The 24,551-nt window shown below is 62.5% G+C and carries 15 protein-coding genes, 1 tRNA gene and 1 pseudogene; 9 read left to right on the top strand and 8 right to left on the bottom strand.

The features are described 5' to 3' along the window. Positions 1-823 precede the first annotated feature (823 nt). Positions 824-1,624 (bottom strand): hypothetical protein, encoded by an 801-nt coding sequence (locus tag OG976_RS20300; protein ID WP_328352730.1) that lies wholly within the window; start codon positions 1,622-1,624, stop codon positions 824-826. A 79-nt stretch (positions 1,625-1,703) separates the two neighbouring features. On the opposite strand from OG976_RS20300, the gene OG976_RS20295 reads away from it, so the two are divergent. Together OG976_RS20295 and OG976_RS20290 are read left to right on the top strand one after the other, a co-directional pair. Beyond that, positions 1,704-1,919, top strand: coding sequence for a type II toxin-antitoxin system HicA family toxin (locus OG976_RS20295; RefSeq protein ID WP_328352727.1), 216 nt, complete (start codon positions 1,704-1,706; stop codon positions 1,917-1,919). Continuing rightward, positions 1,916-3,490: a hypothetical protein gene (locus OG976_RS20290; protein WP_328352724.1), complete on the top strand. Its 1,575-nt coding sequence runs from the start codon at positions 1,916-1,918 to the stop codon at positions 3,488-3,490. Before OG976_RS20295 ends, OG976_RS20290 begins: the two co-directional genes overlap by 4 nt. 277 nt (positions 3,491-3,767) lie before the next feature. On the opposite strand, the gene OG976_RS20285 is transcribed toward OG976_RS20290, so the two are convergent. The 3 genes from OG976_RS20285 to OG976_RS20275 form a co-directional block, all read right to left on the bottom strand. Then, positions 3,768-6,548, bottom strand: coding sequence for a hypothetical protein (locus tag OG976_RS20285; protein WP_328352721.1), 2,781 nt, complete (start codon positions 6,546-6,548; stop codon positions 3,768-3,770). 153 nt (positions 6,549-6,701) lie between these two features. Continuing rightward, entirely contained in the window at positions 6,702-7,715 is a 1,014-nt protein-coding gene (locus OG976_RS20280; RefSeq protein ID WP_328352718.1) for a hypothetical protein, read from the bottom strand. An 83-nt stretch (positions 7,716-7,798) separates the two neighbouring features. Next, entirely contained in the window at positions 7,799-9,763 is a 1,965-nt protein-coding gene (locus OG976_RS20275) for a hypothetical protein (protein WP_328352715.1), read from the bottom strand. Between the two features lie 377 nt (positions 9,764-10,140). On the opposite strand from OG976_RS20275, the gene OG976_RS20270 reads away from it, so the two are divergent. Continuing rightward, the gene (locus tag OG976_RS20270) at positions 10,141-12,249 is read left to right on the top strand and encodes a hypothetical protein (RefSeq protein WP_328352712.1); all 2,109 of its coding nucleotides are present in this window, start codon (positions 10,141-10,143) and stop codon (positions 12,247-12,249) included. A 527-nt stretch (positions 12,250-12,776) separates the two neighbouring features. Here the strand turns inward: OG976_RS20270 and mobF are convergent. Then, a pseudogene (gene mobF, locus OG976_RS20265) lies at positions 12,777-15,559 on the bottom strand (MobF family relaxase). 901 nt (positions 15,560-16,460) lie between these two features. Between mobF and OG976_RS20255 the strand changes: the two are divergent. The 5 genes from OG976_RS20255 (at position 16,461) to OG976_RS20235 (ending at position 19,491) form a co-directional block, all read left to right on the top strand. After that, positions 16,461-16,640: a helix-turn-helix domain-containing protein gene (locus OG976_RS20255; RefSeq protein WP_244275375.1), complete on the top strand. Its 180-nt coding sequence runs from the start codon at positions 16,461-16,463 to the stop codon at positions 16,638-16,640. Continuing rightward, a complete protein-coding gene (locus OG976_RS20250) occupies positions 16,640-17,998 on the top strand; it encodes a tyrosine-type recombinase/integrase (protein WP_328352705.1) in 1,359 nt (452 codons plus the stop codon). The genes OG976_RS20255 and OG976_RS20250 overlap by 1 nt, the downstream gene beginning before the upstream one ends. 83 nt (positions 17,999-18,081) lie before the next feature. Continuing rightward, entirely contained in the window at positions 18,082-18,363 is a 282-nt protein-coding gene (locus OG976_RS20245; RefSeq protein WP_236147731.1) for a type II toxin-antitoxin system RelE/ParE family toxin, read from the top strand. After that, complete coding sequence (locus OG976_RS20240) at positions 18,363-18,692, top strand: helix-turn-helix domain-containing protein (RefSeq protein WP_328352699.1); 330 nt, start codon at positions 18,363-18,365, stop codon at positions 18,690-18,692. The genes OG976_RS20245 and OG976_RS20240 overlap by 1 nt, the downstream gene beginning before the upstream one ends. A gap of 121 nt (positions 18,693-18,813) precedes the next feature. Then, complete coding sequence (locus tag OG976_RS20235; RefSeq protein WP_328352696.1) at positions 18,814-19,491, top strand: hypothetical protein; 678 nt, start codon at positions 18,814-18,816, stop codon at positions 19,489-19,491. Between the two features lie 228 nt (positions 19,492-19,719). On the opposite strand, the gene OG976_RS20230 is transcribed toward OG976_RS20235, so the two are convergent. Continuing rightward, positions 19,720-19,796: transfer RNA gene (locus OG976_RS20230), tRNA-Met, on the bottom strand. Between the two features lie 163 nt (positions 19,797-19,959). Here OG976_RS20230 and OG976_RS20225 point away from each other — a divergent pair. After that, entirely contained in the window at positions 19,960-20,559 is a 600-nt protein-coding gene (locus OG976_RS20225) for a hypothetical protein (RefSeq protein ID WP_328352693.1), read from the top strand. Here OG976_RS20225 and OG976_RS20220 read toward each other — a convergent pair. Together OG976_RS20220 and OG976_RS20215 are read right to left on the bottom strand one after the other, a co-directional pair. After that, positions 20,556-21,467 (bottom strand): ribonuclease Z, encoded by a 912-nt coding sequence (locus tag OG976_RS20220; RefSeq protein ID WP_328352690.1) that lies wholly within the window; start codon positions 21,465-21,467, stop codon positions 20,556-20,558. The genes OG976_RS20225 and OG976_RS20220 overlap by 4 nt on opposite strands. A gap of 6 nt (positions 21,468-21,473) precedes the next feature. Beyond that, positions 21,474-24,482: a UPF0182 family protein gene (locus tag OG976_RS20215; protein WP_328352687.1), complete on the bottom strand. Its 3,009-nt coding sequence runs from the start codon at positions 24,480-24,482 to the stop codon at positions 21,474-21,476. Positions 24,483-24,551 lie beyond the last annotated feature (69 nt).

Below are 24,551 nucleotides of genomic sequence, written 5' to 3'. Positions count from 1 at the left end.
TGGCTCACTATTTTGCATGCGGCGACCGACAGCAGATCGCTCTCGTCAAGGAGTGATCGCAAACTCGGATGGCGCGAAGTGCCGGGTGGCAAGGCGAAATAGTCTGTGTTGACCACTCTTGGGGCCGCTCCAGCTCGATAGTCGGACCGCCTCATGTGCCCACCGCCCACGAAAACAGCCCCCGGAGAATCTCCGAGGGCCGTTTCGATTAGTAGCGGGGACAGGATTCGAACCTGCGACCTCTGGGTTATGAGCTGTCGTCTCAATAGTTTGCTAGGTCCGTTAAGTCTCGTTTATGCAGGTAAATAGCTATTGACATTTCGGGGTGTTTCAGGGCGACTCATCGATTTCGACCCGTTTCGGAGGGTTTTGTTCCCAAATCCGTTCCCAAATCCGAAGTCTTTGCGTTTGCGCGTTAGCTGGAGAGAGGGCCCTGCGGCGGCGCGGCGCCGGCAAACACAGCCGAATCTTTGCTACCAGATTGCACCGCTCAAGCAAGTGCTCCCCCACTGTGCTCAACCATGAGGGAAGACGGTCTTCCGGCATCGCTCAGGGCTGCTATCAGTCGATCGTTCCCGGACATGCGCCACGGAGCCGAACCTAACCGGGCGAATGAGACATCTGCAGATGCCGGGCGCCCATGCGCGGCTGCGCCAACGCCAGGTTAAGCGTCGACTGTTCTCGGTACAGCCTCGATGCGTCCGGCATGAGGATGAGTTTCATGCGCCGGTTCTGTCTCTTGCGCCGTCGCGCCCTCACACCCGCCGCGACTGCCGCCGGATGATCTCGGTGGCACCGGTTCTGCAAGAGGCCTCACGTGTGGTCAAACTTCTTCGTACGGGTATAGATTCCGCCAGCCCGCATCGCGGGTCCACAACAGCACGCGTCGAGAAAACTGGGGGGCGAGCCACAGTGCGTCGATGTACTCGGGCACAGGAGGCGGGTCTGACGGCAGGGCATCGCTGTGGAACATAAGACCGAGGGACACGCTGGCGTTTACACCGGTGTGGTGAACAGGGACGAACAGGTGGCGCTCATCCGCGTCTGCTCGATGCAGCTTCTCGAAGTGCGGAACAATGTGCGATTGCTGCGCAAATGACTCGGCGAGCGCCTCGATTAAGCCAGTTAACTTGGTGTCGACCGCGCCGCCATGAGCTTTCGGCACCACCATCACGTACGGGGCGTCCGCTTCTGGATGCCCTGTCATCGAGCACGACGACTCCTCCACGAGCCAACGCACATCTTTGTCAGCATTTGGGCCCCAAGCGATTTGGGTCGGATGGTGAACGCCGGCGGACTCACAGGCGAGAATGATTTGCTCGTACACCCTGCTCAATCGAGGGACGTCCTGAGGTGAGCCCACATTGATGGTCCACCACCATTTTCCAGGTGTCGACCAAGTATGGCCATCGCGGGCCAGCAGAGCCTCGGTGTGTTTCGCTGGCTGATGCACGAGTTCGGTTACCTCGAACGCAGCGGTCCGGCCGTCTGCAAAGTGCAGCCGAGCGTCGGGGACGCCCTGAAGTCCGTCCTTGTCCCACGGTTCGGCGACGACACCGAGGCTGCGTTCGGCGATGACGCAGGCGGCCCGTTCTTGCTCCTTCAGCTCCGCTAAATGATGCACGCGGACCAGTATGCGCGTTTGCGGCCATGATTGTCTAGTCCACTTTACTTAAATCCATCTAGTTGACTAGACTACAATTATGGTCAAGGAAGAGCCCACCCGGGAAGCGGTCAAACGCCTCCGCAAGGCGGGCTTCAGCCGTACTGAGGCAGAAGGCAGCCACGCCAAGTGGAATCACCCGTCGGGGCCGTGGGTGACTCTTCCTGATGGCCATCGCACGATCTCGCCTGGCGTTGTCCGGAAGGTCAACCAGGCGATAGCCGATGCGCGGCGAGCCGTAGAGGAAGAAAAATGAAGCGCGAATACAAAATCAAGATCGAACGCGACGGCCGCTGGTGGATGGTGCACATCCCCGAATTCGACGGTCTCACCCAAGCGCGCCGCTTGTCCGAAGCCGAGTTGATGGGCCGCGAATGGATTGCGGTAACTACCGGTACGCCCCTCGAGGACGTTTCGGTGGATGTAGTTAGCGTTAGCGTGCCCGGGTTGGGCGACGTGCAAGAAGCTGCACAGGAACTCATCGACATGCGTACGGCCGCCGCCAGTTTGACTAAGAAAGCGCAAGATCGAACTGAAGCGTTGGTCAACGAATTGAGCGATGCTGGGGTTCCCGTGCGGGACGCTGGCGATCTACTCCACGTCTCACCACAGCGAATCAGCCAACTATCCGACACCGTAGACAGCGCGCAAACTAGCCTCAAGCTCTTCGACAATTCGACTCGCTCCGACGACAGTCCCGGGCGCCATCTTGAGTCGTCATTTGCCTTCCTGGATCGACGCGCGGGCGCGACCTGGGATCGGGTGCGAGATGAACTTGAAAACTGGTACTCGGCTTTTCCTTCAGAGCACAAGACCGCACTGGTCGGCCGCCTCAGAAAGACTGACGAGCATCAGCATCTTCCCGCATGGTGGGAGCTGTACGTATTCACTCTCTTTGATCGCCTGGGATACGACATCGAAGTTGAACCCAAACTGCCCAGCAGCCGTAGTAGCACTAGACCAGATTTCCTTGTTCGCAAAGGCTCGTTGAGCATGTATGTCGAAGCGGCCGTGGTGTTCAACGGCGATATCGATACAGACGCCTGGAGCTGGGTATGCGATCGCGTCAACGATGCCAAAAACCCAGACTTCATGATCGACCTCGAGATACCAAGCCAGGGCCAGCACCGACCTGCGGCGCGGAAGATCATCGGTCCACTAGAGAAATGGCTCGCGAGTCTCGACGCTGACCGCGTCATTGCCGAACACGGTGCCGGGCACCCGTTGCCCCACACTCGATTAGAAGCGGACGACTGGATCCTCGACTACACCGCTGTGCCTGTGCGGCCTGACCGCCGCGGTATCCCTCGGCGGTTGATCGCGATCTACCCAACAAAACCAGCTCAATTCAGCAGAGACATTGAGCAACTACAGAAGACTCTGAACAAGAAGGGCGGAAAATACAACACTCTCGATAAACCACTCGTCGTGGCGATCACAACCTGGAACCAATTTGACGAATACGAACTGAGACAAGCGCTTTTCGGATCAATTGAACTCTCGATCCCTCGGGATGAGAACCGCTTGGACGCTACACACTTCGTAAACGGGACGGACGGATATTGGCGCTCAGAGACAGACCCGCGAGGCAGCCGCATATCAGCTGTACTGTTCGGTGACGCGATGCGGGCATGGCGGATTACGTCGAAGCTTCCCGAACTATGGATCAACCCCTGGGCACTAAACCCATTGCCGCCCGTGCCGCCATTCGCCACAGTAGCTATTGGCAGCCGCGGCAGCATCGCGCGCACCGACGCATCGACGACGGCGGCCGAAGTTTTCGACCTCAAACCCGACTGGCCGTCACCGCTAAATGAACAAAGCTGATATGCCCAGCTGTCGTCTATCCAGCCGCTTGACCACATCCTGCACCTGGCGCGCCCCAATTGAAGAAAGCCATCCGGTCGGTTGGTTGAGTCCGTGTAGTTCGACCCCGGCATAGGGTGACGCGTGAAGTGTGTTCCCGCGGTGAACGGTTAACGCTGCCTCCTCATCACGCCGTGCTCCACTAGCCGCCACTGCGCGTGGACCTGGCTTGCCGAGTGCTGGACCAGGCCTAAACGACGTCGATACCCGGCTGATCAATGATCAGATGTTCTGGCATCTATTCACGAACTTCGATCTCATTCTCGGCGAACCCAAGGAGGTAAGCAAGGACCGCAGAAAGCCTGCCTGCGTACAGATCAGTCGCATCCGCATCGGTTCCAAATGCGCGGGCATATAACGCTTCTGCCGTTTGAGCTGGTTCGCCCGAAATGAATTCGATTTGGACGTCTTCCGGATCACCGATCGGCCAGGCACAAACCGCACCGCGCTGTTCGAGTCGATGGGTCGGTCCGCGACCGTAGATCGCGAGGCGAAGCGCACGCTGAGGACGTGGCCCGCGTCGCCCACCGATGGTGATGTTCTCAGCCATTTGCCGGGCTAGTTGCTGATCGCGGATATGCGCCGCTTTTAGTTCGGCGCGCAGTCGATGCCTTTGCAGATGCACTTGTGTCCGCGGTTGACGGGTGTTGAACCTCTCAGCGTGTATACGCAGACCGCTAAGCGCTTCTATCACCGGATCGTGCGTGCGGTCCCCCTGCCACCTTTGGGTGGTGAAGAACCTCGTCGTACATTCCGGCGAAAGATCTAACGCAAGTTCAACTTGAGCTGAAATCAACGAACCGCTGGCCAGAATATGCTCGATCTGATCGAAGACCATTGGATAGACGTGTGCTGCCCCAAAGACTTCTATTTTGTGTTCTGTTTGGTCCCCCCGCGCGATAGCTATACCTCGCGGCCGAGTCAGACCATACACACCGCGTTCCAGTTCGTTGGTATGGACCTGAAGTAGCCCAAGCAAATCGACCTGCCGCTGAGCGAACTCTGCCATCGTCAGCGGGGCCGAGTTGCGCAGCGAGTAGCGCTGACCGTCAGTACCTACCTGTAATCCCGTGGCAAATTCTGCAGCACGCAGGAATCTCAACGAGGCGATGGTATGAGTCGGATCGTGAAAGAGACCCTGCACCAACAATTTTCTACCGAATGAAGAGCCTTTCAGATTGGCGATCTCCTGCTCGGCCCTCATTCGGTCACCGGCGTTGTTGAAGACTGCAACAACGGTGACAGGCTGCTGTCCGTACCGCAGCCAAACTCCCAACAGCGGATCACCAACTCGCATTAAGGCTGCCGGGGCGCGGAATAGGTTTGCCTTCGCGATGATATCCAAGACGTCGGCCTGGCCCGCCTGGCTAACGACCATGTAGGACTCCAGCCGGACAGACTCCATATGCGTCCTGACCACATGATTAACCAGATTCGGCACCGCCGGCTGAGCCAAGACAGATTGGATCTGGCCGAGTGCCACAACTCGGGCCTCATCATCGAGACAAAGTTCAACAGTCGATTCTGAACGGTCGATGTCTGCACGCGGCACCTCGTCGAGTTCGACGAAACCAAGGCCGACGAGTGCGGGCAGCGCTTTCAGCGCCCGGTGGCGATCAGCACCAAACGCGCTGTGGGCGTGGATCACCACTTGATCCGCTGGCGTGGGCGAGCCTAATCCGACATTTTCCAGTTCGATCACGGCAGCCAGAACCGCTAACTGGTCGGTGTCCATAGCGATGATCGAGGCGAGTGCCGGATTGGCGGCCTGGCTGTCGACGGCGTAAGCGGCCAGAAAGGCGATCTGGCGGTACATTCCGAAGAGGCCTACCTCCTGCTGGCGGCGATGTTCGGCCACCAGTTTGGTGTAGGCAGCTTGGCCAATTGCATTGCGCTCGGCAGTGGTAAGTACGTTGTCCCACAAGTACTTGCGTCGCGCCTCGTGAAACCAAGTGCCATCTGTCGACTCCACGGAGAAAACTCGTTCACGTTCAAGGGCTTCGCGGATGACGCCCCAGCCGGTGACATCGACGTCGAGATAGGCAGGGATGTCATAGTCGGGTAGCGGTGCGGGGAATGCACAAAGCTTGCGTGCCGCATGGTGTGCATCCTGAGGTAGACGGGAGAGCGCGTCGCTGAGCACCTCGTTGAATAACGTGGGCGCGGAATAGCGATCTATGCGACCACCGCTGCGTAGGTGCGTGATCAGGCCCTCGACAAGAAGCGGAAAGCCCGCGGTCAATGCGTAGACTTCGTCTGATTGATCAGCGTGGCCCTCGGTCGCCAGCCACCTCCGGATGTCGCCTCGGCTCAGACCGCTCACTTCCACTTCGGCGACCCCAAGCCTGCGGAGCCTCGTCAAGCCCGCAATGGACTCGGCTTCTGCCGTGGACCACGCGACCACAATGCGGGCCCTCTTGGCAGGGTTTGCCGCCACCGACGCCAAGATCCGTTGATCGTCGTCAGCTAACCGGTTCCCTTCGTCGAGGGTTATAACGATGTCGCGACCGATCGAGGTAGCAACTTCGTCAGCAATTTTGACCAGCATCCGCACGATGTTTGCATCTGAATGAGCGCGAAGCGTCCGCCGGAGTTCTCCGGATTTGTCTTTCTTGAGGGACTTGATGAACTTCGCCAAGCCCTTGCCGACATTTTCGCCCAGCTTGGCCTTCGCTAGTTCAAACACCTCGCTGACGAGGGCCTCGGCGAGGCCCTTCCCGATTTCGACGGCGGCCTCGCTTGTGGCGTAGCGAAGCTGCTTCGCGAGAGCGCCCCATTTCGATTGCCCTGGTTGAGCAATCGCGATCGCGTCCGCAAGAACGTCCATGATGGCCGATTGCAGTGCTCCGCTATCGAAAAGGCAGACGGCAACGGGTGGAGCCACGACGGCGTCCGAATACTCCGCGATAGTGGAGCGAAGCACCGAAGACTTTCCCGTTCCGCTATCACCAGTGACCAGAACGACGGGGCTCGTTCGATTAATCACCTGCCACGCTTCAGCACGCATGGCGTGCATCATCCCAGCAGCGTGCGACAAAACCAGCAAGTTTCTAGGCAATTTCGAACAGCCGTGTGCCGGAAATCTTCGGTGTCGACTCTTGAATGCCATACCTCATCGTGACGTTGTTCAGAAGCTTGCCAGCCAAATGCTCCTGCCTCAGAACCAAAGGATTTAGCCGGGAACAGGTACGGCCTGGGCCACGATCTCGGCGGCTACTGCGATTGCGTCGCGGACGTCGTCCGGAGGCGGCGCGTAGCCAGTGTGCGTGGCGGCGTTGCGGCGAGCAAGGAGCCGACGGTCATAGTTACCTGGCAGCGTTCCTCCACAGTCGCGGATCCAGTAGTCGCACCGGCGCCCCAGCATGCGATGCTTACGCAGGACGCCCTCGATACCTTCACCGGTCTGACCGTTCGCGCGCAGATGAGCCGAGATCAGCTGCGTAACTGCCAACTCGGCAGCCAAACCAGCATCGAGCACCGCCCGACGAAAGTCCTGTCCTGCGTACAACGAACGCGCGTCGCGGATTATTAGCCACTCGGTGGGCGGTGGCCCGTGTTGATCGGCCAAGGCGATGCACTGCTGCAACTGTGCGGAATCGATCGGGGCATAGTTTGGCCATACGAGTCCGATGGCGCTCGAGCCCACCGGTAGCACGTGGCCTTCACGGATTGGGTGGCCGTGCAGATTGTAGAGCCGTGTCCACAGTGTGGTGTTGTTGAACCGTAGGCCAGGTTCCACCGGGCCCAGGCGCGAGAGATCCTGGCCGTACAGGATTTCGATCCAAGCACTGACGGCCGACCACCAGGCAGGTGCCGCTTCGGCGAGTTGGCGGCCGACCTCCCGGACCGCATTGTCGTCTCCGGTCGCGTCGGTGGCGATCTTAAATCGACTGATGCTTAACGCTTTTGGAGTTGTGTGGTTGTCGGCCCAGACCACGACGCGCCCCCAAAAGGGGGCCAATTCAGGCAGGCGACTCAGCGAACCGTCCCGGCCCGGATAATGCCATGAGGGCTCCGCCAGGTCGCTGTGATGCATCGTGGCGTCGTTCGCCGTAGGCAGCGTGACTGTGACGGGAAGCCCGCCCACACTAGCGAGATAAATTCCAGCTGTCGCAGATGCAGTGACCACGAACGGAACCGGGCATTCGAAATAACCCTCGATCACGCGGGTTCCGTCGTACGACACAAGACAATCGTAATTTTTGGCGGTTGAACTGCCCAAGCGTGACTTTCGATCATGCGCGGTCGGGGTTTCAGCTCCAGACCCGGCTAGGTAAGGGTGAACAGGTTCTTCAGATCGCCGCCGGAAACGAGGTTCTGACTGCGTTGGCGGTAGTCGTCCCGCTGGGCAGCGGCGTATGCGTCGACCGCCTGGCCGGCGACGATGGCCCGCACTGCGGTGTTCAGCGCCTTCCGCGCAATGACCGCAGCGAAGTCGGCGATGCTGTCGCACGCGGCGGCCGACAACGGGCCCCCGTGAATCGCTGCGTTACGGGAGCGGGTAAGCCGTGCCACCCGGCTTTCAAGGCGTTGCCGCTCAACAGCGAAAGCGGCGGCGAGTGTAATGCTCGAAGACAGGATGTCGTCGGTCTCGTTGAGCCGACGGACCAACCAGTGTCCCCGATAGATTCGTTTCAACGCAGCCACGTGATCCAACGCCTTCTGCCTGTCGAGGCGCAAGCCCCAGCCAGATTCGGTGACTTCGGCAATGATCGTCGCCAACTCCACCGGTAAGCGAGCGCCCGGCGAGCGATCGGGGACATGATGAACTACCGCGGCGAAGACGTCCTCAACTGCACGACGAGCGAATGCCGTAACGGTGTACTCGTCGAACAGGTAGTCAGCGGCGAACGCGTACCACTTGTGGCCCGCGAGGGGCGCCGCCCACCTGTTGCAGTGTTCGATGGCTCGAACTGCAGACATCACCGTGGCCTCAGGATCTGATCGCGGAGTGGAGGCAAGCGCCGCCTGGAGACGCAGGACGGGCTGCAACATCTCTACCGCCGATGCAGTGATCACGTCCCCCGCCGCAGTCATTTCGCGCAAGTACGAAGTGAAGTGATCATTCTCGTAGAAGACGGGCTCGGGGAGCGGTTCTTTTAGTCCCCAGCGGACGGCGGGGAAGTAGGACGGAGTCCCGTCAAAGAGCAGAGTTCCCCCCAACACCTTCCACATATCGTCGTGGACACCGACAATGGCCAAGACCGCATCGAGGTAACTCCGGGCTGCGTTCACAGCGTGGTGACGCTGAACGCCACGAACCACGACGCGCGCGTAGACCAGCTGCGGCTCGTATTCGAAGCCACTTTGGTCGGTGACCTGGCCGGACAGCTGGAGCTCTCGGATCTCGTTAGTCAGCAGTTCCTCCGGGACAACGTCGAATAGCTCGCGAACACGCTGGGAGTCTGCGGCCAGCGCACTGGCGAGGGTCGGCGCGTCATAAAACGTCACGTCGCCATGACTGACGCAAGATGCACTGCGGACGAAGGCGGGAGCGAGCCGGAACCAGACCACGTAATCCCCGGTGGGTGGCGGCACGACGACGCAGCGCTCAGCCAGGTCTGCTAGCTCGTCCTCTGCCAGAGCCGACCGCGCATGCACGTCGTAGGGCTCGGTCGCTCCCCGCGGATCACCGACCATCCTTTGTGCCAGCTGCACGCTGCCCTGATACCCCACCAGGACATTCGCAGCCGCGGAGATGGGATCCCAAGGGCCGCGGTCCTGTTTGCGGTGTGCGCTGAGCCCCACGAGCGTGTCGCGCAGGAAGGCCACCCTCTCGTGCGGGTAGTGGGTGTGATCGACATCCCGGCACGCAGAAACTAGGTCGCGCCAGGCCGCGACCAACACGTCGTCGCCGCCGACGGTCGCGATGAGGGCTGCATTGGCGGCGTCAACTACAGGGCGCTTGCTGTCGTCGAGGCGTGCGCCTCCGTTTGGCCCAGAGGCCAACAAATCGTTGGTGATGGCCAGAAGGACTGCCTGTCCCGGTACAGCGACGAGCGTCTTCAGCTCGGGTCCGATCCAATCGAGCGTGTCGGCGAGGTCCGAGGCCCTCGATCGCCAGTCATATATCTGCATGTGGTCGTGGGGCTGCGGATCGGCGCACGCGTCGGCGATCTCTTGGAGGATCGCGGTCAACGGCATGTGGCCCGAGGTGCAAGTGATCGCTTCCTTGCGGTGGGTGTACTCAAGTAGCTCTTCCAGCCATCGATCGTGCTGTTCGAACAGGCTCACACCAGCCGGACCTGTGTGGGGTTCTTGCTCATGCCAGTGACTGTAAGCTGCAACGCGCGCTCCGCAGCGGGCGGTCATTAGGCGCCGCCGCCACCGCTTAAGTAGGGATCTCACCCTCTGCCACACCTTCCGATTCTCTAGCCCCGAGAATCGGCTGAGGCATGCGACCCGCCGCCAGCGACATTCAGATTCTTCTTCTCCGCGGCGTTGCCCGTGCGACGCTTGCACCCGTGGCCCATCCCGCTGCCCAGCTGCGAAATCTTGCCTCCATCTGGGAGAACATCCGACGGGCCAAGGCACTGCGATGGCCTCGCCCTCGACGTGGTCGACTCCGTACCGGTGGTGCTGTTGCCCTTATGGCTGGGAGGACATAGCCGATGGCGAGAATTCGGAACGAGCGCTTGTTAGTCGATGAGCTCAACATGCAGCTTCAGTACGAGAATCTGATCAGTAGCACTGGCGCCGCGATGACGCTGCCGGCCGCTGCTGAGGACCTCACCGGTTGGATAACCGATCAACGGAACTTCATATCGAAGCAATATGACGACTGGCAGCAGGTGATGGAGGATTTTAACGCCAGCACCAAGGCGACGGGGCCGAAATTGACGAGACTCGTGGAACCGATCACGGACCAAATCGAGTCATTGCTTTCACGCATGATAACGCCTACTTCCCCCACGGTGATGCCGTCACCGATCGCGCGGCTTATGCGAAAGTGGCTGCCGGGCAATATCTCTGATGGTATCGCAGGTTTCGTTGATCCATACCTGAGGAGACTGACTCCCGAACAAACACCAGCCAAGACAGAAAGCCACTACACCGTCGTTGCCGATGTGCGTGAAGCCGTCCGTCTGCTTCTTGAGCAACTAACAGTGCAACTGCGTTCTGATGCAGCGATTCTCAGCGCATGGCGTGACCTTTGGTCGTCAGCAGACAACATCAACTGTGCCGTCGACGTTGTGGCGTTCCGCCGCGACACCTTGCTGTCAATTGGACAACTGAGGAATCTTGACGTGTTGGGGCCGTTCGGCGTATTTAGAGATCTGCAAGCTCTGGTTGGCAACTCTGACAACGCAGTCCAAGAAGAGTTGTCCCGAGAAAGGGGTGTCGAACACCATCCAACCTATAGCGGTGCACAAAGCAACGAGCCCCTCTGGAGACGTTTAGAGCTTTGCGAAAATGCGCTTATCCGGCCACCGCAGAGTGGCGACTGCGTGGTCTGGCTGCGACTTGAACAAGCCAGCCTGCCGCAGATCGAGGTTGCACACGGCCGAGTAGCGTTCTACAACGCAGACTTTCTGACGTCCGCAATTGGGCGCGCCGACCTCGCCGACCGGTTCACTGTCCCACCAGTTGAACTACTGAATCTTCCTTCGGCCCAAGCGGAGTCAATGCGTCGAGGCGACGACGCATGGGGATCTAGCCAGCACATCACCTATGCGCGTGTGCATTTGCCCAGCATCGAGGTGCACGAAGCCGAGGCCACCGCTCGAGCCGTGATCGAAGCACTGAAGGCAGTTAACCCTCCCGAGAAAAACACCTGGCAGCTCTTGAACGGGGCGATCCTCTTCGTTGATGGATGTCTTCCCCCAATCCTGTCTTGGGAGCTGCTGGGTGACATCCCCGATATGTATTATCCGGACACCGATCATTTCGGTTACGACCTCGAACAGATGTCACCGAACGGTTGGATCATCGACGCTGAATCGCTCCACGATATTCAAGGCGTGATCGCGATGAGCACGACGCTGAGGTTGGCGGCCGACGAGAGCCCGCAGGCTGTCGTCATGGCATCAGTGCGCGTCATCGAACATATGAATACCTGGACGACCGGCGGCAAGCTGGACTGGGGCGAATTTGTGTCGCGCTACTTCAAGAAAGCCGAGAGCCGACGTCGCGTTGTCCATTTCATCAACCACTTCTCGCTGCTGGCCATCAAGTGGTGCGTGAACGAGTTGAACGTCGATGAGGCAACGAAGCGGAGGATCGCTCAAATTCGTTCGGAGATAGAGCATTTCACAGGTCCGCACACGGTCTATAACCGGGTCACTGCCGGCGGCCACGTAGCTGAGCTACACCGGATCTATTCCGACGCTGATCATCGACTCGCACGTGGGCTTGGCGAGTTAGAGCGGATTTTGTCGACCCCGCAGCAGATTTTCCAACACCTCGAGGCGCAAGGTAGGAACTTCGATCGCCAACTGGGGCGCTTAAGGCGATTGCGCAATGCAGCGATACATGGTGGTCCAATCTCAGACGCGGGATGCCTTTCGCTGTCGAATTTTGCCCAGTCGTTGGGCTACCGTTGTCTCCGCGAGGCCGTCAACGTTCGCCTCACTGGTCGCTCATTCGCAGAACACATGGAGATCTACCGCGAAGATCATCTCATTCGGTATGACCGCCTTCGGCGTATGGGCGACATCCGCGACCTCTTCCAGAGCCGCCAGACCAACACACCGCCCCCCACAACTAATCAGACCGTCTGAGCGAAGCGAATTCCGCAAGGTCGGCAACGGCAGCGGGGAGGGTCATTGCGGCCCCGCTCGCCGTGAGCGGCTCAGCAAGTTCGAGGTGCGCCGCAATTTCCACAACTCACTTCTCATGCCGGTCGAACATCGGAATCGCTCCAAATCATTAGCCCAAGTTTTCGCGCGGCGAGGGTAGCACCGGGCAGATACAACCGCCCGGAGATCGCCGTCTAGTCCGACGGGATTCCATCTCCAGGCCTTGAGTGCCGAGCAGCGATTTGCCAAGAGGCTTCCTAGGTGATGTCCGGCGGCGGTTCAAGGTACGGGAGGCCCGTAGCCGCCAGCTTCGTTTGCAAGTTGATATCGCGGGCGCCCACATACAGCGCTGAACCTGGCTGCTCGGATTGCAGCAGGAGGGTCGCGGCGACGAATCTGTCATCGGGAGGAGAGGTGTGGTCGCCAGATTTCAGAGCGGCGGACGGCGCCGCCCAGACGATCCGTTGCGCGGGCGCCCGAGAGCACGGTTACACCCGAAATTGCAGACTCTAGAGATCGATGTCGTGGCTGCGCTCGGAACGCCGGGGTTGACCCACGTCGCGTTCGCCTTGCGACGCAGTCCCTAGGCGGGCGTGTCGCCATTCCGAGTATGAAGCACGCCTTTCGGCGGTTTGCCGCTGCCGACGTCCTAGAAGTGTCGAAACACGTTCGGGGATCGTCGGATAGCTGCCTGCGTCGTGGGCGATGTTGTGAGCGGTGCGGGATCGATCCGTGTCGTTGGCGATGATCGAGCGGGCGAGTTCAGCGGCCTGTCGACTCGTGCGACCGGAATCACTATCGCCGGTCGCCAGGCCCTGGCCGCCGTGGTCGTCGTCCCCAAAATGCTGAGCGAGGTAGGCCGTGTTGGACTGGCGCCCACGACTCATCGCCACGTAGAACAATTCGCGGCTTGTGGTGTCGCGCAGCACGGCGTGGGTGGTATCGGCGGTGGCGCCTTGTGCGGAGTGGACGGTGATGGCGTAGCCGTGGGTGATGTGGTCGTCTAGGTATTCGCCGGTGAAGGCGGTGCGGGCGCCGTCGGTGAGGCGGCGGGCGGCGATGCGCTGTTTGTCGGGGTCGACGGCGTAAACGCGCCAACGGTTTCCGTTCCGCACCGGGTCCGCGTGTTCGGTCCTTTCTGTGGCGTAGACGCTGATGGTGGGGTCGTTGCGACGGCTGATGATGAGGTCGCCGACGGAGATATGACGTCCACGCGCAGTGGTCACCGTGGGCGCGTTCGGGTCGATGCTCTGCTTGTGGATGCGTAGGTTCAGGGCGTCGGCCATCTCTTTGGTGTCACACACGAGCAGGCTGTCTCTGCCGGCCTCGGTGTCACTTCGGTAAGCAGTCAAAGCTTCTGTAGCCATGGCGATCTCGTCGCCCGCATTAAGCCGGCCGTTCTTGCGATACCACTCAATCGCGCGCCGCACCGGGGCCGGTCCCCCATCGCGCAGCGCAAGGGATGCACTCCGTTCTTCCGGGTCGCGGATCCGCCACACTTCGGACAACTTCTGCGTCCACGGCAGGTCGGTGCAGAGCTGGGCGAACATGCCGCCGCGGGCCTTGACTGGAGCGAGCTGGTGCTGATCACCGACCAGGACGGTCTTCACTCCGGCGCCAGTAACTGCGGTGAGCAGACGGCGTAGGTCGTCGGTGCCGACCATGCCTGCCTCATCGACGATGACCAAGTCCCGCGGGTCCAAAGTCAGGCTGCCATTGCCGATGTCCTGCAGCGCTTTCGCGATCGTGTAGCCGGTGTCGCCGGCGCCTTCGCGGACCGCGACGTCGACCGCGTTGCCCGTCGGCGCCAACACGATGACCCGGCTATCACGGCGGCGACGAGCCATCGCCGCCAACGCGCGCATGGAGGTCGTCTTGCCCGCACCGGCAGGTGCGCTCAGCGGTTGCACCAACCACGGTGAGACAGCGATGTTTCCCACTGCGCGTTGTTGATCCTGCGACAAGCCGTCGATGTCACTAGGCAAGCCCCACAGGATTGACCGGGGATCTTGGGCATCGACGAGATCGAGCACGGCGGCTTCTTCAGCCAGGATCAGATCGAGGGTGAACCGCTCATGCCCCTCGCGCTGGTGAGCCTCGCGTGGGGCGGTCAGCCGCACCGCGATCTCGTCGACGGCTTCCTCGACCAGCTCGCGTGGCGAGCGGGCAGTGTCGACCGGCAACTGGGCACCGATGACCTCGACGAGGTCGGCACGCGTGAAGGCGGCCTTCTCGATCGTGGCGGCGGCGTCGGCGAGCCGGTGCCGATTAAACCGGGGGCCGCTCGCTCCGAGACGGTCGCGACGGGCCCGGCGATGCGCCGCGGAATCGATGCCCACGCCACGGTCGTCGGTGCGCCACCCGGCACGTAGTTCGGTCCAGCCGAGTTGTTCGGGCTTACTTGGTCGCGTGGCCTTTTGAGCCGCCGCGAGCTGCGACGCGGAGGGTGCTCCGCCGTCGGTCACGTCGAGATTTCCCGCGGCCCACTCGCGCAGTTGAGATGAGCGTTGCGACCACGCGGTGATGCTGTTCGGGTCGACGCCAGCGACTTCTGCCATGCCCGTTGAGGGATCGACAGGCAGCCATTCGTAACCCAACGACTGGTGCAGTTCCCGGCGCAGCGTCGCCTGATAGATGACTCCGGCGGCCTTGGCTTCGTGATACAGCGACGTGCCATCGATCGACACCAATCGACCGTCGCCGCGGGCTTGCCGGTTCGGCACGATGACGTGGGTATGCAGGTGCGGATCACCAGCCCGCGACGTCTCGTGCTGATAGGCAATCGCCACCAAACCGGGCAGCCGAACGAGGTCCTTCTCCCCGTCGCCGGGTTGTGCACGCGGGTGTATCCGGCATGGCTCGCAAGGTATTCCAACGCCTCAGAGATCGCGGTCGCGTGGGCGTCCGCGATCGCTTTATCTGCCACGTCATCGGCTCGGATTGCGCGGATCAACGACACCGACTTCGGCGCGCAGAACGTCAAATCAAAGCCATGCACACTTCCATTTCGGAACCCGCGACCCGTCGCGCCGTTGGGCGATTCACCACCGACCAACCACCGCTCCACGGTGTCGGTGTTGGCCTCTCCACCCGCTCGATCGAGGTCCGACAATCCGACCAGTTCGGCCGCGCGGCGGGCGTCACCGGCGCACAACCAAACGGGTGTGCGGGTGTCGTGTTCGGAGTAGTACTCCCCCAGCCCGCCGCCGGCCTTCTGAGCGTCTACCGCGGCGCAGGCGGTGTCGTTGTAGTAGTTGATCGACCAGGCCGACAGTTTGGCAATCGTCAGCATGTCGATCACCGCCTAGGCCCGAGATCGCCCGGCGCTCAAAGCCACCGGGTGGCGAACGCAACGTTCGCTACCGCCAATCTCGCACATCCTTGTGCAAATGTGCCATAGGAAAATCAGGTGAGTATCTACGAGTTGCTATGCCAGCCAATCAGTTTGGAGGCACGGCGGTAGCAGGCGGAATGTGATGAGATGGTTGAGACTACAGGGATGTAGTGAAAATGTGGGCGATGGCAGTCGCAGGGGTGCGGAGATGGTGCCGCGGCGCCGAACGTCATCGCGCCCGGATGCGCTGCTCGCGTCGAACTAAGCCATCCGCCGAGCGAGGGCCAAGGTGACGCGCGCGGCGCGCACGGCGCCGGAGGCGCCAACCGGCGAACGTGTCAGTGTGCGGCGCCAAGTACGCCGCACCCCCACGCGCACGGGGAACCGACGAGGGGCCAGACGGCGGTCGGCACATCGTCATCGTGACCGACAGGCCGGAACCGTCGCAGAAGGGCCGCTCGATCATCGTCCACGTCCGTCACAATTCGTGATCGAGCACATCCGCTATCGATTTCGCAGCGGGTTCCTTAATGCCGACCGAAAGGAACCGGCGCGGGTTGACCCGAGTCGATCGAGAACCTGTTGCATAGAGTTCCGTTGCGTCTCAGGCCAAATTGCACCAATTGATGAGCTACGAATCGATTTCATTTGACCGTCGCATAGCGGTGCTGAGCGCATTTAGCTGGCAGTTATGCCGGTGACTGCGAGGTCCACTTCACGCCACGGCACGTGGCGCTCCTCAACTCGGCAGGACCAGCCCCGCGACCGTCGACCGCGGACCGTCACCAACTCGCGCGCCATCCACAGTTGCCAGGGTTCTTGGTCAATCGATCGACACGGTGAGAGGTGGTGAATTACATTGGAAGATAACGTGTTCAGCGATCTTCCCCTGCTCCTCGCGGTACCGCACGCGGCGAAGCTTCTGGGAATCAGTCGTGCCGCGGCCTACCGGCTCGTCCACTCGGGCGAGCTGCCGGTCCGTCGGCTCGGCGGACGCATCTACGTGGTAACCGCAGGCCTGCGCGAGTTGGGAGCGTGATGAAGGGCTCGGTGTATCGGCGGGGCGCGAAGTGGTACTACAAGTTTCGGCTGCCGCAGCGAGATCCCTCGACCGGCCAGTTCCCGTGGGTGACGAAGGGTGGCCACGACACCGAGCGTGACGCGTGGGAGGCCTGCCGCGAGGCGATGCGCGATGCCGATCGCAACCGAATCGTGCGGCCGTCGCAGCAGACAGTCGGTGAGTTCGTCACCGACTGGCTGACGGCGGTGCAGCCGGCGCTTGACGCCTCCACGTGGCGCAGCTGGAGCGACTATGCCCGGTGGTACGTCATCCCTCACGTCGGCGGCGAGCGGCTGCAGGCGCTCAATGAGCCGGTACTGCTGCAGTTTTACGCGATGCTGCTGGCCAAGGGCAGGGTGAAACCGAACAACGATGCGGTGATGTACACCCATTGGGCGAAGCTGATCGCCAGCGGCAAGCGGCCACCGACACCTCGCGAGCTGTCCACGGCATGCGGCACCTCCATCCACGCCGCGCGGGACGCCGTCCGACGCTACAAGGCGGGCCTGACTCCCCGGACCCTGACGCAAGGCCTGGCCCCCAAGACCGTCCGCAACATTCATTCGTTCCTGCACCGGGCACTCGCCGATGCCGTCGCCTGGAAATACATCTCCGAGAACCCGGCGAGCAACGTCAAGCCGCCCCGCAACCCACGAACCCGCCGGCACGTGTGGAAACCTGAGGAGATCCGGACCTTCCTGGCCTCGGTGCGCGAGGACCGCTTCGCCGCACTGTTCCTCCTGGAGTTGACCACCGGGATCCGGCGAGGCCAGATCTGCGGACTCAAATGGTCGGCGGTCGATCTAGATGCCGGAAAGGTGACCGTGCACGACAATCGGGTGGTCGTCGGTGGCCAGGTCGTCGATAAGGCCGGGGGCAAGACCCGCAACGCCGACCAGACCATCTCCATCGACAAGACGACGGTGGGTGCCCTGCGGCAGTGGCGCGCCCAACAGGACACCGAGCGCGAGTTCTTCGGCGACGGCTACCACCCGGGTGACTTCGTGTTCACCTACCCCGACGGACGTCCTCCACACCCGGATTCGATCCGCCAGCGGTTCGAACGTCTGACGGCCAGGGCTGGGTTGTCCCGCATCACGTTTCACGATCTTCGCCATACCTATGCCACCGGGGCGCTGCGGGCCGGGGTGAGTCCGAAGATCGTCAGCGAGCGCATCGGCCACGCGAACATCGGCTTCTTCCTGGAGACCTACGCCCACGTGCTCGACAACGACGACAGCGAAGCGGCCGAGCAAGCCGCCGCGTTCCTGCTCGGCGACAGCTGGACCGGCAGCGACGATGCTCCGGCGAATCTGCCACCCCACGATATAACGTAGAGGTTATACTGGTGTCGAAGCGTTGGGACGTGATCCTGCTCGACGAAGTCGAACAGTGGTTCTTCTCGCTCGACAGGGACACGATGGCGGCGGTCACCGGCGCCATCGACCTGTTGGAGCTGGAGGGGCCGACACTGGGTCGGCCGATCGTCGACAAGGTGAACGGCTCGAAGTTTCACAGCATGAAGGAGCTGCGCCCGGCCGGGACTAGCATCCGCGTCCTGTTCATCTTCGACCCGGCCCGGCAGGCGATCCTGCTCTTGGGCGGCGATAAGGCAGGCGATTGGAAGCGCTGGTACGACAGGAACATTCCGATCGCGGACGCACGCTTCGAGAGCTGGCTGGCGACCGAGCACGGAGGGTGATGACCATGGCGCGCAACTGGCGAGACATTCGCGCGGATGCGATCGCTCGGGGTGCGCTGGATGCCGAGCGGGCCGGAGCTGCGCGCGAGGAGATGCGTGAGGCCGTCCAGGCGCACCGTCTGGCCGAGATCCGCAAAGCGCTGGGTCACTCCCGCCAGGCCGACGTCGCGGCCCTCATGGGGGTCTCTCAGGCCCGCGTTTCCAAGCTGGAAAGCGGCGACCTGTCGCACACCGAGCTGGGCACGCTTCAGGCGTACGTCGCCGCGCTGGGCGGGCAGCTGCGCATCGTCGCTGAGTTCGGTGATAACACTGTCGAATTGACCGCCTGACGAACCCGACCACCCAGGAGCTTGGTGAAGTTCGTGTCGACTCAGACAGACGGAACCAAAGCGCCGAATCCAAAGACCGGTTTCGCCTTCAGCGTGGGCGCATTGTGCGACGCTTGCGCCCATGTCTCACTCCGCCGAGCAACTGCAAGCGCTGGTCTCTGCTTGCGAGCAGTTCCGAGGCGCCAAGGCGCCGGACGGCTACCGCGACGGCTTGGCGCTGTGCGTAATCGATAGCGTGCAGTCCACCGGTGTCACGTATTCGAGCGTGGAGAGCGTGGTGGCCCGCTACCGAAGCTACCGTCGCGAACAGGGCGGTGAGCCGAACCTTGACGGCGTCCCGGAGCTGCTGGCCACCTTTAACGAGTTGGGCGGACCGGAGGGCTGGGCGAGGAAGGTCGGCAACCGCAACCGCACCTCCACTCGCGGTGGTGTGCTGAAGTCCGAGGCGATCCAGGATGCTGCCCGCGTGCTCGCGGCGGACGGTGTCGAGACCACCGGTGCACTGGTTGACGCCGCCACCGACGAGCTGCGGCTCGATCGTCTGCGTCGCGCATGGTGCGCGGTGACCGGTCAACGCAGCGGAATTACCTGGCACTACATGCAGATGCTCGCCGGCATCGAAGGCGTGAAGCCGGATCGGATGATCTGCCGGTTCGTGGCGGATGCACTCGGATTGCCACGGCGCGCGGTGACACCCGCGTTTGCGCTGGAGATCGTGACGATCGCTGCCAAGGAGATGGGTATGTCGCCAACGAATTTGGACCATGCCGTGTGGCAGTGGCAGCGCGGGCGTAAGTAGGTCTCACCCCGCTTAACGGCGGGAATGGCAACAGCAGTAGGCACGGCGTCCGCCAACACTCCCCACCCTAGCAAACATCCGACCCACAGCCCAAGACCGCTTATTCAACGCTCGTTGACCGCCCTTTGGGCTGCTCCGCACCCATGGTTAGACAGCCTTATGTTCCCAAATATGTTCCCAAATGGCATGAAAACGGCCCTCGGAGGGGTCTCCGAGGGCCGTTTTACCTGGTAGCGGGGACAGGATTCGAACCTGCGACCTCTGGGTTATGAGCCCAGCGAGCTACCGAGCTGCTCCACCCCGCGACGGGTAAACACAACGTTACCCAACGGCAGCCGATGCAACCAAATCGAGTGCTCAGAGGCTCCTGATCTGCACGGTTTGAAACCCGCCGCGATACCGGACAGTCTCGATACAGACATGACCAACATTTCAGCGCCCCGCACCTTAACCGCAGCATTGACCCTCGTGATGGCTCTGAGCGCGACCGCCTGCGACAGCCAGACCGGTGTTCCGGCCACCGCATCGAGCCCCTCCACCGCTTTCACGCCTGCGGCGCCCTCGACCACCACCAAGGCCACCAGCACGCCGACGACGGCCCGTGCGCAGCCTCAGGATTACTCGCGCCTGTTGCTCGAGGGCCGGGACATCTCCTCGGCCGAGGACACCTACACCGCCCAGCCGGCGGGCCCCAACCCGGACGCCAAGACTGGTGCCGAAGTGCTGCTCGTCAATCAGGACCAGACGAAGGCCGTCAACATCCTCATCGCGGAACTCCCCGATCCGGCGGCCGCCCCGTCCGCGCTCCAGGAAGCACAAACGAACCTGCCGAAAACGCTGACCGGCGGCCAGCCGCAACCCTTCCCGGTGGGCAGCGGGGGCACCATGGTGTCGGGCACCTCGCCCGACGGCACCAAGTCCGTCACCGTCCTGCTGTTCACCGAGGGCGCCGTACTGGCCCGCGTCGAATTCGACGGCGTGCCAGGCCAACCCGCCGCCAGCACCTTCGTCACCAACGTCGGCCAGAAGCAGGACATCGCGTTGCGCGTCGGCCAAACAGACCGCTAGCGCCGCTTGGGCACCGGCACACGCATGAGGTCCTCGGCCACCACGGTGTCCCCGGAGAACTCGCGCGCAGCCTCCTCGCGATACCGCTCGGCAGCGTCGGGATAGCGCTGCGAGAAGTGCGTCAACACCAGCCGGCGCACCCCGCACTCGCGAGCCACCCGAGCGGCCTGCCGGGCGGTCAGATGGCCGTATTCGCTTGCCAGGCGCTCATCTTCGTCGAGAAAGGTCGCTTCGATGACCAGCATGTCGACACCGTCGGCGAGCGCATACACGTTGTCGCACAGCCGGGTGTCCATCACGAACGCAAACCGCTGGCCCCGCCTGATCTGACTCACTTCGTCGGCTGAGACGATCCTCTCACCCACCCGGACCGACCCGGTCCGGTCCAGTTCCCCGACGGCAGGGCCGTCAATTCCGAAGGCGGCCAGGGATTCCGGCAGGAATCGTCGTCCGTCCGGCTCCACGAGACGGTAGCCGTACACCTCGATCGAATGGTCCAGCGGCATCGCTTCCAGAACCCCGAACGCACCAGACGCGACCGGCCCCGGCCCACTGACCGGCTCCTCGCGGACCTCGACGGCATCATGGAACGCCGAGGCGTGCCGAAGCCGCTCGAAGTACACCTGGCCCGAGTGTGGGTAGTGCGCGGTGACCGGACGGTCACTGCGATCCAGTGACAGGCGCTGTAGCACTCCCGGCACACCCAGACAGTGATCGCCGTGAAAGTGCGTGAGGCACAACCGCGTCACGCTGCTGGGCGCCACCCCGGCGAAGAGCATCTGCCGCTGGGTGCCCTCCCCCGGATCGAAGAGGAAGCCTTCGCCGTCCCACCTCAGCAGGTAGCCGTTGTGGTTGCGATACCGGGTCGGCACCTGACTGGCGGTACCCAGTACGACTAGTTCCCGCATCCGGGGCTACTTGGCAGAGTCGTACGCGTTCATCGCATCGTTGAGCCGCTGCAGCGCCGAGCCGTAGTCGGAGAAGTTGCCGCCCTGCTGGGCATCACGCACTGCCGTCAGCGCCGACTCGATGTCCTTGAGCGCAGCCGACTTCGCCGGCGAGAGTGCCGTCGGCGGCCCACCGGGCACCGCAGGCACCGCGGCGATCGGGCTGGGCACCTCGGGTGCCGCACCCGGCGGCGGTACGCCTGCGGGCGTATCAGCGGGCTTGGCGCCCGGCGCCGGGGCGCCCGGGCCAGTGGCCGGAGCCGGACCCGTGGCCGTGGCACCCGCACCGGCCCCGAAGATGCCGTCGAGCGCGGTACTGACCGTCGGGCCGTAACCGACCTTGTCGTTGTACATCATCGCCACCCGGATCAACCGTGGATACGACGACGCCGCGTCACTGGCACCCGGCGAGGCATACACCGGCGCCACATAGATCAGGCCGCCCTGCCCGACCGGCAACGTCAGCAGGTTGCCCCACCGGATCCGGTTCTGGTTGTCACGGCCGATCACACCGAGGTCCTGACTGACCGCGGTGTCGGTACTGATCGCGTTGAACGCCAGCTTCGGACCGTTGACCTGACCCGGGATGGTCAGCACCGTGATCTTGCCGTACGTATCGGGATCCGAACTGGCGCTGATGTAGGCCGCCAGGAAGTCGCGGCGGAACCGGTTCATCGCACTGGTCAGCTGGAACGACGCCGAATTGTCATTGCGGGCAAGGTCTTTGGCCACGATGTAGTACGGCGGCTGGTAGCTGCTGGCGGTCGGGTTCGGGTCCAGCGGCACGTCCCAGAAATCCGATGTCGAGAAGAACGTCACCGGGTCGTCGACGTGATACTTGGCCAGCAGCATGCGCTGCACCTTGAAAAGGTCCTCGGGGTAGCGCAGGTGCGCGGCCAGGTCCGGGGAGATATCTGCCTTCGGCTTGATCGTGCCGGGGAACACGCTCATCCACGCCTTGAGAACCGGGTCGGACTCGTCCTGCGCGTACAGCGTGACGGTGCCGTCGTAGGCATCGACGGTGGCCTTCACCGAGTTACGGATGTAGGACACCTGCTTGTCCGGGGCCAGCCGGTTCAGCGCCACCTCGTTGGAATCCGCGGTCGCCGAGGACAGCGACGTCAACTCCGAGTAGGGGTAGTTGTCCAGCGTGGTGTAGCCGTCGACGATCCACACCATCCGCTTGTTGACGATCGCGGGGTACACGGTCGAGTCGGTGGTCAGCCACGGCGCCACCGCCTCCACCCGCTGCGCGGGATCACGGTTGAACAGGATCTTGCTGTTCTCCCCGATCACGTTGGAGAACAAGAAGTTCCGCTCGGCGAACTTAGCCGCGAACACGGTCCGGGCCAGCCAGTTGCCCACCGGAACACCACCGGTGCCGGAGTAGGTGTAGTTCTTGGTCTCGGTGTTGGTCTCGTAGTCGTACTCGCGGTCGGCGCCGGTCTTGCCGACGATCGCGTAGTCGTTGGCCGTGTTGGCGATCACCGGGCCGTAGTAGATACGCGGCTGATCCAGCGGTGCCGGCCCCGGCGAGATCACGCTGCCGTTGGCCCCGACGACGCTGGCCAGGAACTCCGGGTACCCGCCATTCTGGTTGGGGTCGTTGGCAATTCCGCGCACCGTGTTGGCCGGGGAAGCGATGAAACCGTTGCCGTGGGTGTAGACGGTGTGCTTGTTGATCCAGTCGCGCTGGTTGTCGATCAGTCGGTCGGGGTTGAGTTCGCGTGCGGCGACGACGAAGTCGCGCAGACCGCCGTCGGGACCCACGTAGCGGTCGATCGAGAGCTGATCGGGGAAGTAGTAGAAGTTCTTACCCTGCTGGAACTGGGTGAACGCGGGGCTGATGATCGTGGGATCCAGCACCCGGATGTTCGACGTGGTGGCCCGGTCCGAGGCGACCTGCTGGGCGGTGGCGGGCGCGTTACCGCTGTAGTCCCGGTAGGTGACGCTCTCGTTGGTCAGGCCGTAGGCCTGCCTGGTCGCGGTGATACTGCGACTGATGTATTCGCTTTCCTTCTGCGCCGCATTGGGTTTGACGCTGATCTGCTCGACGATCATCGGCCAGCCCGCACCGATGATCAGCGAGCTCAGTAGCAGCAGCACCAGGCCGATCGCCGGAATCCGCAAGTCGCGCAGGAACAGCGCCGAGAACACCGCCGCCGCGCAGATCACCGCGATCGCCATCAGGATCAGCTTGGCCGGCAGGACCGCGTTGATGTCGGTGTAGCCGGCACCGGTGAACGGCTTGCCTACCCGGGTGTGGCTGAGTAGCTCGTAGCGGTCGAACCAGTAGGCGACGGCCTTGAGCAGCACCAGCGCACCCACCAACGCCACCAGCTGGATGCGCGCCGGGCGGCTCAGAACGCCGGTGCGTCCGGCCAGCCGGATGCCGCCGAAGATGTAGTGGCTGACCAGATTGGCCAGAAACGCCAGGAACACCGCGGCGAACAGGAACGACAGCACCAGCCGGTAGAACGGCAGATCGAAGGCGTAGAACCCGAGATCCTTGCCGAACTGCGGATCGGTGACCCCGAAGTCGCCGCCATGCAGGAACAGCTGGATCCGCGGCCAGTAGCTCTGGGCCACGATGCCGGCCAGCAGGCCGATCACCGCGGGCGCCCCGATGCCGAACAGCTTCAGCCGTGCCATCACCGCGGTGCGATAACGCGCCACCGGGTCGTTGGGCCCGACGGTCGGCACGAACACCGGCCGGGTCCGGTAGGCCAGCGCCAGCCCGGCGAACACGATGGCGCCGACCAGCAGGCCGGCTACCAGGAACACCACCAGCCGGGTGACCAGCACGGTGGTGAACACCGAGCGGTAGCCCAGCTCGCCGAACCACAACCAGTCCACATAGGTGTCGATCAGGCGGGGACCTACCAACAGCAGGACCACCACCACGAGTGCGACACCGATGAGGATTCGGCTACGCCGAGTCAGCTTCGGCATCCTGGCAGCGGGCCGCATACTCACCTGTCAGGCTCCTGTTTCGTCTCGGGCAGCGGTCACACGCTGTCGGGAGAAGTACGGACCCAACTCTAC

It is taken from the genome of Mycobacterium sp. NBC_00419, from assembly GCF_036023875.1.
Lineage (GTDB): Bacteria > Actinomycetota > Actinomycetes > Mycobacteriales > Mycobacteriaceae > Mycobacterium.
The sequence above is the reverse complement of the archived record's forward strand: the minus strand, read 5'-3'. Positions and strand labels throughout refer to the sequence as shown.

Excerpts from the sequence above, each read along its gene's own strand:
- OG976_RS20270 (WP_328352712.1), top strand. The coding sequence starts at position 10,141 with ATGGCGAGAATTCGGAACGAGCGCTTGTTAGTCGATGAGCTCAACATG.
- OG976_RS20290 (WP_328352724.1), top strand. The coding sequence starts at position 1,916 with ATGAAGCGCGAATACAAAATCAAGATCGAACGCGACGGCCGCTGGTGG.
- OG976_RS20285 (WP_328352721.1), bottom strand. The coding sequence starts at position 6,548 with ATGATGCACGCCATGCGTGCTGAAGCGTGGCAGGTGATTAATCGAACG.
- OG976_RS20235 (WP_328352696.1), top strand. The coding sequence starts at position 18,814 with ATGTCTCACTCCGCCGAGCAACTGCAAGCGCTGGTCTCTGCTTGCGAG.
- OG976_RS20250 (WP_328352705.1), top strand. The coding sequence starts at position 16,640 with ATGAAGGGCTCGGTGTATCGGCGGGGCGCGAAGTGGTACTACAAGTTT.
- OG976_RS20295 (WP_328352727.1), top strand. The coding sequence starts at position 1,704 with ATGGTCAAGGAAGAGCCCACCCGGGAAGCGGTCAAACGCCTCCGCAAG.
- OG976_RS20220 (WP_328352690.1), bottom strand. The coding sequence starts at position 21,467 with ATGCGGGAACTAGTCGTACTGGGTACCGCCAGTCAGGTGCCGACCCGG.
- OG976_RS20240 (WP_328352699.1), top strand. The coding sequence starts at position 18,363 with ATGACCATGGCGCGCAACTGGCGAGACATTCGCGCGGATGCGATCGCT.
- OG976_RS20245 (WP_236147731.1), top strand. The coding sequence starts at position 18,082 with ATGGCGGCGGTCACCGGCGCCATCGACCTGTTGGAGCTGGAGGGGCCG.